General features: G+C 62.2%; 15 protein-coding genes. 10 read left to right on the forward strand and 5 right to left on the reverse strand.

What is annotated here, in order from left to right; translation table 11 throughout:
• Positions 1-143: 143 nt before the first annotated feature.
• The 3 genes from ACIA48_RS02035 to ACIA48_RS02045 all read left to right on the forward strand — a co-directional run bounded on the left by ACIA48_RS02035 (position 144) and on the right by ACIA48_RS02045 (position 3,870).
• Positions 144-752, forward strand: coding sequence for a DUF4396 domain-containing protein (locus ACIA48_RS02035; protein WP_396727127.1), 609 nt, complete (start codon positions 144-146; stop codon positions 750-752).
• Between the two features lie 725 nt (positions 753-1,477).
• On the forward strand, positions 1,478-2,587 hold the full coding sequence (locus tag ACIA48_RS02040) for a PLP-dependent cysteine synthase family protein (RefSeq protein WP_396727129.1): 1,110 nt from the start codon (positions 1,478-1,480) through the stop codon (positions 2,585-2,587).
• Complete coding sequence (locus ACIA48_RS02045) at positions 2,584-3,870, forward strand: MDR family MFS transporter (RefSeq protein ID WP_396727130.1); 1,287 nt, start codon at positions 2,584-2,586, stop codon at positions 3,868-3,870. Before ACIA48_RS02040 ends, ACIA48_RS02045 begins: the two co-directional genes overlap by 4 nt.
• Positions 3,871-3,925: 55 nt before the next feature.
• Here ACIA48_RS02045 and ACIA48_RS02050 read toward each other — a convergent pair whose 3' ends face one another.
• Positions 3,926-4,438 carry a rhodanese-like domain-containing protein gene (locus tag ACIA48_RS02050; protein WP_396727132.1) on the reverse strand — a complete coding sequence of 171 codons (513 nt, stop codon included), beginning with the start codon at positions 4,436-4,438 and terminating at the stop codon, positions 3,926-3,928.
• A 103-nt stretch (positions 4,439-4,541) separates the two neighbouring features.
• Between ACIA48_RS02050 and ACIA48_RS02055 the strand changes: the two genes are divergently transcribed.
• Both ACIA48_RS02055 and ACIA48_RS02060 read left to right on the forward strand, forming a co-directional pair.
• A complete protein-coding gene (locus tag ACIA48_RS02055) occupies positions 4,542-5,255 on the forward strand; it encodes a DUF1326 domain-containing protein (protein ID WP_396727134.1) in 714 nt (237 codons plus the stop codon).
• Between the two features lie 77 nt (positions 5,256-5,332).
• Positions 5,333-5,962, forward strand: a complete 630-nt coding sequence (locus ACIA48_RS02060; RefSeq protein ID WP_396727136.1) for an MPT63 family protein — start codon at positions 5,333-5,335, stop codon at positions 5,960-5,962.
• 26 nt (positions 5,963-5,988) lie between these two features.
• On the opposite strand, the gene ACIA48_RS02065 is transcribed toward ACIA48_RS02060, so the two are convergent.
• Both ACIA48_RS02065 and ACIA48_RS02070 read right to left on the reverse strand, forming a co-directional pair.
• Positions 5,989-6,690 carry a hypothetical protein gene (locus tag ACIA48_RS02065; RefSeq protein ID WP_267309618.1) on the reverse strand — a complete coding sequence of 234 codons (702 nt, stop codon included), beginning with the start codon at positions 6,688-6,690 and terminating at the stop codon, positions 5,989-5,991.
• Positions 6,691-6,940: 250 nt separating this feature from the next.
• Positions 6,941-7,408 carry a hypothetical protein gene (locus ACIA48_RS02070; protein ID WP_396727138.1) on the reverse strand — a complete coding sequence of 156 codons (468 nt, stop codon included), beginning with the start codon at positions 7,406-7,408 and terminating at the stop codon, positions 6,941-6,943.
• A gap of 380 nt (positions 7,409-7,788) precedes the next feature.
• Here ACIA48_RS02070 and ACIA48_RS02075 point away from each other — a divergent pair, with 380 nt between their 5' ends.
• Positions 7,789-7,974: a hypothetical protein gene (locus ACIA48_RS02075; RefSeq protein WP_396727140.1), complete on the forward strand. Its 186-nt coding sequence runs from the start codon at positions 7,789-7,791 to the stop codon at positions 7,972-7,974.
• Positions 7,975-7,983: 9 nt separating this feature from the next.
• Here the strand turns inward: ACIA48_RS02075 and ACIA48_RS02080 are convergent, their stop codons facing one another.
• The gene (locus tag ACIA48_RS02080) at positions 7,984-8,217 is read right to left on the reverse strand and encodes a hypothetical protein (protein WP_396727142.1); all 234 of its coding nucleotides are present in this window, start codon (positions 8,215-8,217) and stop codon (positions 7,984-7,986) included.
• 158 nt (positions 8,218-8,375) lie between these two features.
• Positions 8,376-8,804 carry a hypothetical protein gene (locus ACIA48_RS02085; protein WP_396727144.1) on the reverse strand — a complete coding sequence of 143 codons (429 nt, stop codon included), beginning with the start codon at positions 8,802-8,804 and terminating at the stop codon, positions 8,376-8,378.
• A gap of 275 nt (positions 8,805-9,079) precedes the next feature.
• Here ACIA48_RS02085 and ACIA48_RS02090 point away from each other — a divergent pair, with 275 nt between their 5' ends.
• The 4 genes from ACIA48_RS02090 to ACIA48_RS02105 are packed head-to-tail and all read left to right on the forward strand — an operon-like array spanning position 9,080 to position 13,863.
• Positions 9,080-10,960 (forward strand): P-loop NTPase fold protein, encoded by a 1,881-nt coding sequence (locus tag ACIA48_RS02090; protein WP_396727146.1) that lies wholly within the window; start codon positions 9,080-9,082, stop codon positions 10,958-10,960.
• 3 nt (positions 10,961-10,963) lie between these two features.
• Entirely contained in the window at positions 10,964-11,776 is an 813-nt protein-coding gene (locus ACIA48_RS02095) for a hypothetical protein (RefSeq protein WP_396727148.1), read from the forward strand.
• Positions 11,777-13,090: a hypothetical protein gene (locus ACIA48_RS02100; protein WP_396727150.1), complete on the forward strand. Its 1,314-nt coding sequence runs from the start codon at positions 11,777-11,779 to the stop codon at positions 13,088-13,090.
• Positions 13,087-13,863 carry a TatD family hydrolase gene (locus ACIA48_RS02105; protein WP_396727152.1) on the forward strand — a complete coding sequence of 259 codons (777 nt, stop codon included), beginning with the start codon at positions 13,087-13,089 and terminating at the stop codon, positions 13,861-13,863. The genes ACIA48_RS02100 and ACIA48_RS02105 overlap by 4 nt, the downstream gene beginning before the upstream one ends.
• The last annotated feature ends 124 nt before the right edge of the window (positions 13,864-13,987 follow it).

Raw genomic sequence — 13,987 nt, forward strand, 5'->3', positions numbered from 1 at the left:
CTATTACCTGAAGGGACCTCATCGATCAGCCAATACCGCCACACCTTCCACAGTCAACTCTGGAGTACGACATGACCGTCCACACTCACGACCACGAACCCAGTGGTCATGCTCATCAAGAACACGATGGCAGCACAAACACGATGGCCCTCAGCGCGACGCTGCACTGCCTGACCGGGTGTGCCATCGGCGAGATCGTCGGCCTGATCATCGGCACCGCTTTGGGCTTAAGCAACGTGGGCACGATTGCGCTGGCCGTTGGGTTGGCCTTCTTATTCGGCTACACCCTTTCAACCCTGCCGCTGCTGCGCGCGGGTCTCGCACTGGGGAAAGCACTGAGTGTCGTGCTGGCCGCCGACACGCTGTCGATCCTGACGATGGAGATCGTCGACAACGCCGTCATGGCGGTCATACCCGGCGCCATGAACGCGGGCCTGGTGAATCCGGTCTTCTGGGTGGGCATGATGATCGCGCTCGGGGCCGCCTTCGTCGCTGCCTACCCGGTGAACCGCTACCTGCTGGGCAGGGGCAAAGGACATGCGCTGACGCACCAGTATCACCACGGCGCCAGCGCGCCGACGGGGGCGAGGCGGTACATCCCCGCTTTCAGTACCGCCACGCTTGTCGCCGCGATCACCGCATTCATGCTGGGTGGCTTGGTGGTGTCGCTCGCCGACCAGCTGACACGCCCTGACACCGAGTCTGGGCATTCAGCATCGGCGATAGGCGCGACGGGGCATGATCTGACATGACGAGGCGCCGATGACCATGTGGGCGAATGGACAGTGTTCTGCTGCGGTTGGCCGCCTGCACTCGTCGAGTTCGATGCAACGAGCGTCCGGATCGACGCACCGTCGCTGGCGACGGCTCTATCGCGGCGCGGTAACGACTATGCGTCGAGTTCGTGGGCGCCGAACCGACGCGCGATCCGCTGCTACATTTGGCACCATTGTGAACAGCAACGTGGGCTTTCTCGGGACGCGAACCCGCGCATTGATTGCGCTGGTGCTGGCGTCTTGGGTCGTCGTTGTTGCCGCTGAGTGGGCGTTGCCAATAGGGGACCAGCCCTCTGCTCACGGGCCGCATGCCCTGTCTTCTGACCTTCTTCCCGACCATTCCGTGGTCATTGAGCATCCGCATATCAGCGATGGATCGGTGCCGCTACTGCCGGACACAGTCGCCGAGGGAGTGCTGCCGCGCACATCGACCATACTGATCGCGTTGGGGCTGATCGCCGCTTTGGCCGTCGCGGCTTCACTATGGAGTCAATCGACACTGGCTGTGGTGCGTGGTCCGCCACGGCCGCTAGCGACAGTTATTTCCGGTCGGGTGATGCTCACCCGGTTGTGTATCGCACGCTGCTGATCCGGTGGCGCCAGACCGCGCTGCCTCGCTGCGGCGGGGTCGGTGACCGCCGTCCCTTTCAGCTGCTGCGCGCCGGACGGCGCGCGGCTCGAAGCAGAAGCGATGTACTTCCATGAATCACGCCCTGTCCGTTCGCAACCTTGAACTTCACACGCCTCGACAGCGATGCCTCGGCCGTTATGACCGGCCCGGCACAATGGTCGGCCACACACCGGTGCTGCGCATCGCCGAGCCCTTCACCTCGCCCGGTCGAGGTTTTTGGGCCAAGCTCGAAGGCTTCAACCCCGGCGGGATGAAAGACCGCCCGGCGATGTACATGGTGGAACGAGCGCGCGCCACGGGTGCCCTGCGCCCCGATGGCCGGATCGTTGAATCAACAAGCGGAACACTGGGATTGGGCCTGGCACTGGCCGGAACCGTGCACCACCACCCCGTCACGCTCGTGACCGATCCTGGAATGGAACCGATCATTCAGCGGATGTTGACGGCCTACGGCGCCGAGGTCGACTTGGTGACCGAACCGCACCCCGAAGGCGGCTGGCAGCAGGCGCGACGGGACCGGGTGATGCAGATCCTCGCCACCGACGAAACCGCCTGGTATCCCGATCAGTACAACAACCCCGACAACGTCGACGCATACCGCGGGCTTGCGCTCGAGGTGCAGGCGCAACTCGGTCACATCGACGTACTGGTGTGCTCGGTCGGCACCGGGGGGCACTCGGCCGGCGTGGCTCGCGTGCTGCGGGAATTCAATCCCCACATGCAACTGATCGGTGTCGACACGGTGGGCTCCACGATCTTCGGTCAACCGGCAACCGCACGACTGATGCGCGGGCTGGGGTCGAGCATCTATCCACGCAACGTGGACTACGACGCCTTCACCGAAGTCCACTGGGTCGCCCCGGCCGAGGCGGTCTGGGCATGCCGCACGCTGGCCGCCACCCACTACGCCAGCGGCGGATGGAGCGTGGGCGCCGTTGCCCTGGTCGCCGGCTGGGCGGCGCAGACCCGCCCCGAAGACACAACGATCGCCGCGATCTTCCCCGACGGCCCGCAACGCTACTTCGACACCATCTACAACGACGACTACTGCAGCAAGCACAATCTCCATGACATAGCGCCGCCCGCTGAGCCGGCGCTCATCGATGACCCCACACAGCATGTGGTGGACTCCTGGACACGGTGCCCCAGGGTGGTAGATCCGGTCAAGGCACCGCGATGACGGGCTTCCTCACCGAATTCCGCAGTTTCGGATGGCCGAGCCGGCTGCTGATGATCAATCAGTTCGGCATCAACCTTGGCTTCTACATGTTGATGCCGTATCTGGCCGGCTACCTCGCCGGGCCGCTCGGGCTGGCCGCATGGGCCATCGGTCTGGTGCTGGGCGTGCGCAACTTCTCCCAGCAGGGCATGTTCATCATCGGCGGCACCTTGGCCGATCGCATCGGATACAAGCCGCTCATCGTTGCCGGCTGCCTGCTGCGCACCGCCGGATTCGGGCTCCTGGTGATCGCCGATTCGCTGCCGGCAATGGTGATCGCTTCAGCAGCAACAGGTTTCGCCGGAGCATTGTTCAACCCAGCGGTACGCGCCTATCTTGCCGTCGAGGCCGGCCCACGCCGGGTCGAAGCCTTCGCGTTGTTCAACATCTTCTACCAAGGAGGGATCCTCGCCGGTCCGCTCGTCGGACTGGCGCTGATGGCGCTCGACTTCCGCATCGCCGCCGCGGCCGCTGCGGGGGTTTTCGCAGCTTTGACCGTCGCGCAACTTTTCGCTCTGCCACAACGCACGGCCTCTCCGGCCGAACATGGCACGTCGGTGCTCGACGACTGGCGCACTGTAATGGCCAACCGCTCATTCCTGCTGTTCGCCGCGGCGATGATCGGCTCCTACGTGCTGTCCTTTCAGGTCTATCTGGCGCTGCCGCTGCACGCCAAGAACCTGGTGCCCAATGCTGAAACCGCCGTAGTGGCAGGCGTATTCGTCATCTCCGGCCTGATCGCCGTCGCTGGTCAGCTCAGGATCACCCGATGGTTCGCTAAGTGGTGGGGACCAGGACACTCACTGGTGATCGGTATGCTGGTCCTCGCGGCGTCATTCATACCCATGGCCGTGCTGCCCGATGATCGGCGTGTCGGCCAAATCGCCGCCATCAGTGCGCTTCTCGTCGGCGCTGCGGTGCTTGCCATCGGATCGGCTGCGGTGTTCCCGTTCGAAATGGACACCGTCGTCTCACTGGCCGGTGGCCGGCTCGTCGGCACACATTACGGCTTCTACAACACCATCGTCGGAATCGGCATCCTCGTCGGCAACCTCGCCACCGGAACGCTCATGCAAAAAGCTTCCGACGCCGGGATGCCCGAGCTGACCTGGATCGGATTGGTCGTCATCGGCCTGATCGCGGCGCTCACCCTGTACCGCCTAGACCACGCCGGCCGGCTACAGGCACCAAAGCCCCTCGATGCAATGACTCCTGAGAAACAGTCTGCGCGGCAATCACGTTGACATCGGCCTGAACGTCGGGGCCTACCCGGTGGTAGCCCTGAGTGCTCGACCGTCATCAGATGCCGACCAATTCGCGGCCGTCGGCTTGCCAAGCGCGCATGCCCCCGCGAAGTTCGACGACATCGGTGTAGCCGAGATCGCGAAGCGTCTCCGCCGCGGTCGCACTCATGGGCCCAGACCGACAATAGATCGCCAACCCGGTGTCACGATTGGCTGGCAGCCAACCAGCCTGTGCGGTGATCTGATCGAACGGTATCGACAGGTCCGTGCCTGGGAGGTCGCCCTCAAATGGCACATGGACGTTCACCGTCACCCGATCAGGCTCAGCGATCACCGCGGCGAACTCGTCGGGATCTACCAACCGGGCCGCACCCGAGGCCGGGGCCTGCGACGTCGGCGCTGCAGGTGCGGGTGGGGATGGGCCGTCCGATGCACACGCGGTTAGGGCAAGCGCGCCGACTGCTGCCAGAACTGCTGCAAGCAGCCGGGACGCCGACGCGGTCTTCACCGCACGTCGAAGCGAGGTTTGTGACCCCTCGACACGCCTGGGGCACACCGATTCACTCATGACATGACTATACCCCCTGGGGGTACTTGTGGAGAAGCGCTCATGGGGATATGGTCAACCCTGCCTGATACCCCCATGGGGTATACAACGAAAGGTTTGAACGATGAAAACAATCTCGACAACCACCGACTGGCATCTGCGTGGTGACTGGTTCGACGTGTGTAGCTGCAAGCTGCCCTGCCCATGCACCTTCGCTCAAGAGCCCACCCACGGTGACTGCCTGTTCACCCTCGTGTGGCATATCCGGGGAGGCCACTTCGGTCCGGTAGATCTGGGGGGACTCAACGTCGTTTCCCTCGGCGAGTTCACCGGCAACATGTGGGTCGGCGATCCCAACGCCATGATGAAGCTGATGTTCTACATTGACGCCGACGCCGACGCCGCCCAGCGTGAGGCCCTAGAGCGCATCTTTACCGGACAGGAAGGCGGCTGGCCAGCCGAATTCGCAAGCCTGATCGCGGATTTGCGCGGCATCGAGTACGCGCCGATTACCTTCGATGCAGCAGATGACCTGGCCCACTGGCGCGCCGAAATCCCCGGCAAGGTCGATGTCCGCGTCGCTGCGCTAACCGGACCCACCTCTGATCCCAACCGTCGCGTGACCACCGCCAACCCGCCGGGCGCCGAGGTGGGTCCCGGCCAGGTCGCCACGTGGGGGGTCGTCGAGCGCGATCACGCTGTCGGGTTCGAGTGGTCGCGCGACTATCAAGGCGCCTCCAGCAAGCACTTCCCGTTCGACTGGCGGCCGGACGGCAACAAAGCGGGCCAACAGGAATTCAGCAGCAATGCGGCGGCGCCATGCACGTGTCATGCCTGAACCGTTCGCGCCTCTCGCGCCCCATCGAGGCGCCACCATCCGAAATCAACACTCATCTACTATCCCAGTACGTAGTATTGGGCGAGCTGTCCGCACCTGATTTTGTGCTGCTCGCCAATTCTCTTGAAAGGAGAGGTTGCTTGCGACTCCTAACAGTGCTCACCGCGACGCTCGCCGCCGCATTCGTCGCTGGAGCAATAGCGTTCGCTGCCCCAGCGGCCGCCACGAAGCATTGCCCCCATAAATTCGGTTCGGCGCAACAGATCGTCGATGCCGGGGGTGCGGTAGTTCAGGAGTGGACTGTGGCCGACCTTCAGAAGTCGGCGACTATCCTGCCGGGATATACCCCGCGGGGTCAGCTCTGGGAAAGCTCGGCGACAGTGCGCGCAGTCACCGGCACCGTTACACCCATCATCCCCAACCTGCACGCCGTTTCAATCGACGGTCAGCGGCACCCCGTCCTGTGGCAGATCGCAACCCCGGAAGGGCTGCCCGCCACCACACTGGCACAAGGCCAAAGCTCTACCGGCAAGGTCTATTTCGACATCGTGGGGGCAGATCCGATGGCTGTACTCTATGCCGACGGAAACGGCCGCCACTTAATGTGGTGCTGCGACCAAGCCATGCAGATGCCGATGTCGATGGACAAATGCCCGATGTGCGCCGCTATGGAAATGCCGTGCCCGCAGTGTCGCGATCGGATGTAGCTGCTTTTGCTGTGCGGCTGGATCACTCACTCGCTGTGGTGGTGATCCTCCGCGGTTTTATCTGATAGTTCCGTCGCCGGAGCGGGGTGTTCGACCGGGGCCGGAGAATCGCTCTTCGGAGCCGCCTCCACCACGGGTATAGCGGCAGGAGTTGGAACACCGCTATGGCTGCCCGCATGGTCACTAGCCGACGGATGGTCGCTCTGCTCCGCCTCACTCGACCCGTGGTGGTCGAGCAGCACCCCTGACGCTGCCCCCAGCGTCGCTGCGATGGTAACGACGGCACTGGCGCCGCCCAGGATGATCGCGTTTCCGAATCGCGATATCGGATCGGCGCGTTCGACGCGATACCACCCCCAGCCGGCTCCCATGACGACATAACACTCAAGTAGGAGAGCGCAAAGACCCGCAGTATCAACCGCTTCTGACTGTCCCGAGTGCGGGCCAAAGGGTACGCCCGCGGTCCGCGACATCACCCAGAGCGCCGCCGCAGCGACATTGGCCAGGATGCCTGCGGCGAACACTGCCGGCATCGGGCGTCGCGACACCAGGAATGCCCACAACACTTGAAACATCGCGATGGAGGCGAAAAACACTCCGGATTGCGTCCACGCTTGCCAATGTGTGGGCATGACCGCGAAGTGAATTATCGCCGCGCCGAAGGATGAGATCGCCGCCAGGCGGATAGCCAGCTTGCCGTCAGTCTTCGTCCCTGCTCTCGAGGTCACTCGAGAATGATGGCACTGTGGGCCCAGTCGTTGGGGAAGAGACATCACTTCTCAATCGCAATGAGATGCCACTGTCACTGTCCTCGGGGGAGATGCGGTCGGACAGGCGTGTCTTGGCAAAGAGGCTTGTGCATTCGACCTCCGCGGTCTGCCGAATGAGCGGCGTTGACCGTTCTCAGAATCGTCCTGGTATCAATGCATCCACGGCAACATCGGCGGTTGTGATGACGGCCGAAGTGGCGCGGCGGTGCTAGTGGTTGTCGAGGAGAACGAGGGTATGAGCCAAGCCGCTGTCGACGAAATATGCGCGGCATGTGAAGGGGGTTTTGATTGTGCCTCCGAAGTCGTTCTTCGCGTCGACAACGCCCGAAACATTCCAAACTCGCATGCGGGAATGATCAACCCCTTTGAGAGGCTCGTCCAGTAGCGAAAAGAGATCGCGGCTGTCCGCGTCGAGCTGACTAAGCTCCGTTTGCACTTTGGTTAGCTGTGCAGTCGATGGTGATATCAGTCGATTGAGAGTTTCGGTTTCGCAGCGCTTCTGTGCCTTTTCTCTTTCCGACTCATCACGGTCATCAGAACCACCGAGACCGAAAACAGTTGTCGTGACAGCGATTACGCCGACAATCAACGCGCAGCCGACCGCCGCGATCCACCACCACCGCCGTGCATTCTTGCCGGGACGGCCATCGTGTCCTTGCCTATGGCGGCTCATCATAGTGTCACGCGAATCGCACGAGCTGAGATGTCATTGCGAAACCGCCCGTATCCACTCTTGACGTAAAACGTTCTGTGGCTGTCGATAAATGCCGGCACCGCCAGTGTGATCGGCCGCTTCCTTTTGGCGCATGGCCACCTGGTCCCACATAGTCTCCAATCCTCCGTGGATCCGCGATGCTACTCGGCACTATTGCGTCCGCGCGGTGTCGGCACCCGTGCGTCTCGGCCAGCAGCGGCGAAAAATTCTGAGTGTTGTCAGCGTGCAGGCGCGAACCGGGTAATGCTGGCGTACCCGACATAGGGAGCGGTTATCGGCGCTCGATCCGGGTGGAGTCACACTAGAGTGACTGGATCTTCGAGCAGCAGGAGCGTGGGCCCGTGACAGACGATGGGACGGACGCTGCCCGACGCTGGCGATCATCGGCTGAGGTGGCCGACCTTTTCGACGGACCCGAGGATCCTGAGTGGGTGGCGGACCGAGACCGAATCGCGGACGAACTGCAGGATCCGTGGCAGCGGGCGGCCCAAGAAGATCAACGTCGCACTCCTGAGTCCCGTCGCTGAACGGAGTGATCAGTCGCGGTGGTCGCGCGTTCGGTGAACGGTGCGTGACGACGCTGCGGCAGTGAGCAATGTTCGTAGTTCGGGATTTACCCAGTACTCGTGCTGGGCGTCAATAAAGGGCTGAGCAGGCTGAAGAAGGATGCTGCCATCCGCGTTGTTGCGCAACAGGAACCGGCTATTCGCGCGGCCTGGCAGAGTGATGCGTCCGCGGTCATCTGTCTCAACGAACTCGAGGTCGGGCACTTCACGATTGTATTGGCCGCGCCAGCGGACCGATGACTTTCTCGACCCGACGGGATCGGGTGTTATCGGCGGCGGTGGCAGACTCCGAGCGGGCCATCGTCGAAATTTCGACACTGAGGTCAGCGTCCGAGGCTCAACAGACCACAAGATCTTGCCGCTTACGACGAACGGACCAGCGGTTCAACGGCTTCGAAAAGTCGCAGTAATTCCTGCGCGAACTCGTCTTCATGGTTCCGGAGGAATCGCGCCATTCCCCGCACCTCCGCGATCGCCTCTCGCGCGCGGTCGACCTCGGCCGCAGACGGTCCGAACGAACCGATTTCGTCGTCAGCATTGGTGCGCAGGTATGCGGTGATACGAGCGCGCAATTGTTCTGCCTGACGGTTGTAGTGCTCAAGGAAACTTGCCAACCGTCGGTAGTCGCGCTCGGCGTCCCGGCGGCATTCCTCACTATGGAAGTCCTTACGCCTGCCCGGGCCGACAGCGCGCTGAAATTGTTCGTCGCACCTTGGGTTGGCACACGTGGCCTGAAGGACCTGCGTCTCGCCATCGCGATGTTGAGCTAATCCAACGACGTCGCCGGACACGTCAGACCTCCTAAGTGTTGGGAGTTTATCTGCGCGTTTTTCCGCAGCTTACATTATCCCAAAACCGCTGATAAATGCGTTTAGGGCACTCTGCGTGCTGGAAGAACCGAGCGATCGACACGCGCACAGGTCTCAGGTCAATCTGCGCGCAATTATGACTCGCGAGAATAGACACGACCAGCCTCACTCCGCCGCGCCTCGCTCGACGGAGTGAGACCGAAATGCTGATGGTGTCGAAGTGGCGCTAAACGTCACACTGATCGGAGGGAAAGGCGATGGCGACGGCAGGTGTCGGTGCCGAACGTAAGCCGTCGGGTCTATGGTCTGACGAACCAACTCCTGACGATCTCCTGTCGTTCGACGCCGTGGCTGGCAGCGTCATCGATGCGGTGCTTGACGACGCACTCGACCCGCTCGCCATCGGTGTTTCCGGGGCGTGGGGCAGCGGCAAGACCACGATCCTTCGGCTCATTGAAGTGGGTTTGGCTGACGAACAGGTCCTCGTTGTGTCGACTGATCCATGGCGTTACGACCCGAGTGTCGGAGCCAAGGAAACTTTGATTGCCGAAGTCCTGAGCGCCGTGGGCGGGGAGATCCGTGACTCTGAAGAGGAAGCGGGAGTGGTCGGCCATGCCCGTAAACTCCTCACCAGACTCAAAGACCGAGTTGACTGGTCGAAGGCTATCCAGGTCGCCGCCAAGGCATCACTCGCATTTCAGCTGCCGTCCGTCGACGATCTGACAAGTCTGATCAAGACTGATGGTGAGAAGCCCGACGAGACTGAAAGCCGCGGACTTGCCGATTTCCAGGACCAGTTCCGGGAATTGATGGCATCGAAGGAATTGGCCCACCTTGCCCGCGTGGTCGTGCTCGTGGACGATCTGGATCGCTGTCTTTATCCCACGGTCGTCGACACACTGGAAACGATCCGCCTGTTTCTGTCCGTGCCGAAGATGGCATTCGTCATTGCGGCAGACGAGCGTCGAGTCGCCGACGCGTTGCGTACGCGATTTCCCGATGACAGCACCATGGAACAGGGGCCGGGCGGTCTCCTCGAACACCCTGCCGACCTCTACCTGCATAAAATTGTGCAAACCACAGTGCCCTTGCCGGCATTGAGTCGGTTCGACACCGAGGCTTACATTGCGCTTCTTCAGTTAAAAGCGCGACTTGGCGTGGAACTCCTTACACCGTACGTGGAGCGGTGTGCCAGTCTGCGGCTCGAGGCTGGGATTCTGGATGATTTGCCCAATGTCGATCCACAAGTCGATATCGCGGCTGAGTTGACTCTTGCCTCACGCTTGACTCCCATCTTGTACGAGAAGCTGCGTGGCAATCCTCGCCGAATCAAGCGCTTTCTCAACGATCTTCGAATCCGCCAGTCGATTGCGGCACGGCGAGGGATCACGCTCGATGCCGACAAGGTGGCCAAGCTCATGGTGCTGGAGGTGATGCTGCCTGATGGATTCAAGAACGTACTCGAATGGCTGGCAAAGGGCGAATTGCGCGAACAGATGCGCGCGTTGGAGACCGCGGCGGGTCAGCCGCCAGCCGACTCGGCGCCATCGCCGCCGGCCGCCGAGGCGGATCCTGCTGTTCCTGCGGAAGAGTCTTCGATGACACCGCCGGTCGACGCGCCAGCGTTCGCCGACGACCTGATCCGGTGGGCTCGGCTTACTCCGAATTTGGCGGATGACGACGTCGCGCCGTATCTGTTCTTGGCAGCGGCATTTAGCGGTCAGCCGCTCATGGACGACGGCCTGCCTGGCCGGTTGCGGGATATTGCCTCAAAGCTGTTGTCGAGCATCAGAGCTCAGCAGAAAGCTGTCACTCAGGAAGACCTCCTTGCGCTGCCGACCGCGGATACCGAGCTGCTAGTGCTTCACCTGATCCGGGCTGCGCGGGATCGCCCAGCCGAGCAGCAGGCCGCCATGCTGGGTGTCATCCGCATCGTGAAACTCCAGCCATCGCTGGTCGACGCTGTCATTTCGGCGCTGCGCAGCATTCCGGTCGTAGATCTCGAACCTGGAGCGATCATGCTTTTCCAGGCAGAGGACATCACAACATTCGGTCCCGTGTTGCGACAATGGTACGAGCTGGCCCCGCCTGGACCAGTTCGCAATGCGCTTGGGGTCGTGCTCGACGGACAGGCGTGATGAATGGGAACCAAGAACGGCTATACCGGCGGTGGGGGGAAGTCAGGAAAAGCGCTGCGCGACAACCTGACTGAATGGCTGGATGGCCTCGATCTCCCCAGCGAGGACAACACTCTCGCAGATGTTCCGCCGCAGTCGCTGCCCACCGCAGTGCCGCAGATCCAGCCGCAACAGCTGCTCCCCGCGCTAAACCTGTTCGCTCCGCGAGGCGGCGCCGGCGACGGACCCGGAGGGGGAGGCGGAGGATCGCCATCGGGATCTGGAACCGGCGTCCAAGGCGGCGCCCAGCGTAGCGTCACCAGTTCATCGCGCACCGCCGGGCGAGCGGCCGCCGCTGCCTATGCCCTTAGAACTGGCAATGAACAGGTCCTGGAACAACTGGGCCTCGACTACGCCAGCCTCCGCGACAACACCGATATCACTGACGTTGCCCGCCAGATTGTCGTCGCGGCCTGCGGGCCGCTCTCCGACGGAACCATCGAAGCAGAAGAGCAACGCGTCGTCGCCGCAGAGATCGCTCAGTACGTCATGGAGGCCGCCGGGGACGGCGACAATCCACCGCCGCTCGACGAAATCGTGCGCGAGGCGATCGCCGTTATCCTCTTCGAGGCCATCAGTAACGAAACAGCTTCAATGCTTCACGACGGCCAACAGCCGGTGTGGGCAACCGTCGAGGCCGAACGGCAGATGCGCGACACCGCGCATGCACTCGCGTTCCGGGCCGAACTGTCGCCCACGGGGCCAAGTTCCGAAGAATTCTCCGAAGCGATCGCACGTGGTATGGAAGCGATGCGTCGAATCTGGAGCAGCGAGTAAATGACCGGCTACTCGATGAGGTTTCGCATACCGGAGGCCATGCCACCAGGACCGTCCACCAATCAATTCTATTGGGTGCGGGACGCCACGCGTGACTCGTTCATCTCGACTCTGCTGCCCGGCCGTGAAGCACTAGGTCCCTGTCTGGGCGCTCTCGGTCCTGTGCCTGAGGCCAACGTCGACCTGGTGCGCATCGCAGTGATGGTCTACGCGGCGGATCGCAGCACACTACGCCGCGTGGGCAGCACCAACTGGTCTCGGCGCGAGATATCACTCGACGTACCCGTCGGAGACCCCGCACGTTGGCAGCCGCTGACTGCCCAACTTCAGACACTGCTCGCGTTCCTGTCCGGTGATGACTGGACCTTGAGTTTCCGCGCCATGAAACCTCCGAATGAGGAAGTTCGCGCGAACCGGTTCGGCGAGGTGCAACGTGTTGTACTGCTCAGCGGCGGCGCCGACTCCGCGGTTGGCGCACTGCTCTCTCGCCATGAACTCGGCGATGTACCCCACGCGCTGATCTCCCATGTCGGGCTCACCCACCTGGCCCCGCTCCAGGTCGAAATCGCCAAAGCTGTACGGGGTCTCATCGAGGGACCCGACCAGTTGCATCAACAGATCCACTTCACGCGCCACACCAAGCAGATCGACAACACACCGTTTCGCGATGAGACCTCGACCCGCACTCGATCCCTACTTTTTCTCGCGCTCGGACTTGCCGTCGCGTCGATCGGAAGCGTGCCTCTTTGGATTCCAGAGAACGGTTTCGCATCGCTCAACCTGCCACTGACAGCCGATCAGCGAGGAAGCCTGTCCACCCGCACGACCCACCCGCTGTTCCTCGACCAGCTCGCCACAATGGCCGCTGCAGCCGGTGCGCACGGGGTGATCGAAAACCCGCTCGCACGGATGACTAAGGGCGAGATGTTCTCTCGAGTCGCCGATCTTGTCGGGGTTGATGCGGCGTCCCGCTTCCTGAGCCTCACCCACTCATGCGGACATACCGGACATCGCAGCTTCAATTTCCCACCGTTGGCGCAATGCGGGGTGTGCTTCGGCTGTCTGCTACGGCGCGCCTCGTTCGTGGCATCGGGAGTGCCCGATCACACCTCATATCTGTGCGAGCGCACTACGGATCGGCCGGACGCATACCTACGCTCGAAGTCAATGGAACCTTCGTTTCGGTCCTTCTTGGCCCGCGGCCTTCGCCCGACCGACCTCGCCACACTCACCTTGCCCGATGGCTACACGACTGTGGACGCCCGTGACATTTGCGAGCGCGCTGTTGCCGAGCTGACGAAACTGTTCGCATGAGTTCTGCGTTGCCTCCACTCGATTTACACGCACACATCGACACCGCAATCGCCCCGACCGAGCTACTATCCCTCCGATCTGTCGTCTTCGCGGCTACAAGATCGCTTGCAGAGGCCAAGACAGCCCTCAAAAGACAAGACAGTCAGACAATTTGGGGCGTTGGCTGTCACCCGGCAATAAGCCGAAGCCACGACTCGTTTAATGCCGCAGAGTTCCGACTTTTAGCCAGCGACACCGCATTCGTGAGCGAGATCGGACTTGACGGTGCCGCAACGGTATCGCTCGAACGCCAACTTAGGACGCTCCGTTCTGTCTTCGACGCACTTGGTGAGCAGCCGAGAGTTACGAGCCTGCACAGTCACCGAGCCACCGACGAGCTAGTCACCGAGCTGTCGGCACGTGCTCTGCGTGGTGTCGTCTTGCACTGGTGGCAGGGTGACGAAGCAGCAACTAAGCGTGCTATAGACATCGGCTGCTATTTCTCGATCAACGCAGCAATGTTTCGACGTCCGCGGATACTCGGGACCATTCCGCGCGAGCGGCTGCTCGCCGAAACCGACCATCCCTACGGTGACCGCGGCGCACCGCGGCCCCGCCCTGGCAACGTTGTGCCGGTCGAGCACGCCCTATCTCGAATGCTCGGCATTGACCCGGCCGATGTCCGCCGCATGCTCTGGCGAAACTTCGATCGACTGGTTCGGGAGGTGGATTGCACACGCCTGCTGCCGCGGCGGGTGAGGTCATACCTAATTGCGTCGAGTGCATCGAGTTGATGGTGGGCAGTGTCCGTTGCCCTTGCTCAGTAGCCAGCGAATGCGTTCTGCCGGGTGCAGGTCTCAACATCGTCGCTCCCAGTGGTGGTCCTATCCGCTCACTGACGCACACCGGAGGTTCCGG

Source organism: Mycobacterium sp. NPDC051804, from assembly GCF_044452905.1.
In the GTDB taxonomy this organism is placed as follows: domain Bacteria; phylum Actinomycetota; class Actinomycetes; order Mycobacteriales; family Mycobacteriaceae; genus Mycobacterium.

What these genes read in the sequence shown, in the direction of transcription:
- ACIA48_RS02035 (WP_396727127.1), top strand. Translation starts at nt 144, where the DNA reads ATGGCCCTCAGCGCGACGCTGCACTGCCTGACCGGGTGTGCCATCGGC.
- ACIA48_RS02040 (WP_396727129.1), top strand. Translation starts at nt 1,478, where the DNA reads ATGAATCACGCCCTGTCCGTTCGCAACCTTGAACTTCACACGCCTCGA.
- ACIA48_RS02045 (WP_396727130.1), top strand. Translation starts at nt 2,584, where the DNA reads ATGACGGGCTTCCTCACCGAATTCCGCAGTTTCGGATGGCCGAGCCGG.
- ACIA48_RS02050 (WP_396727132.1), bottom strand. Translation starts at nt 4,438, where the DNA reads ATGAGTGAATCGGTGTGCCCCAGGCGTGTCGAGGGGTCACAAACCTCG.
- ACIA48_RS02055 (WP_396727134.1), top strand. Translation starts at nt 4,542, where the DNA reads ATGAAAACAATCTCGACAACCACCGACTGGCATCTGCGTGGTGACTGG.
- ACIA48_RS02070 (WP_396727138.1), bottom strand. Translation starts at nt 7,408, where the DNA reads ATGATGAGCCGCCATAGGCAAGGACACGATGGCCGTCCCGGCAAGAAT.
- ACIA48_RS02090 (WP_396727146.1), top strand. Translation starts at nt 9,080, where the DNA reads ATGGCGACGGCAGGTGTCGGTGCCGAACGTAAGCCGTCGGGTCTATGG.
- ACIA48_RS02095 (WP_396727148.1), top strand. Translation starts at nt 10,964, where the DNA reads ATGGGAACCAAGAACGGCTATACCGGCGGTGGGGGGAAGTCAGGAAAA.
- ACIA48_RS02100 (WP_396727150.1), top strand. Translation starts at nt 11,777, where the DNA reads ATGACCGGCTACTCGATGAGGTTTCGCATACCGGAGGCCATGCCACCA.
- ACIA48_RS02105 (WP_396727152.1), top strand. Translation starts at nt 13,087, where the DNA reads ATGAGTTCTGCGTTGCCTCCACTCGATTTACACGCACACATCGACACC.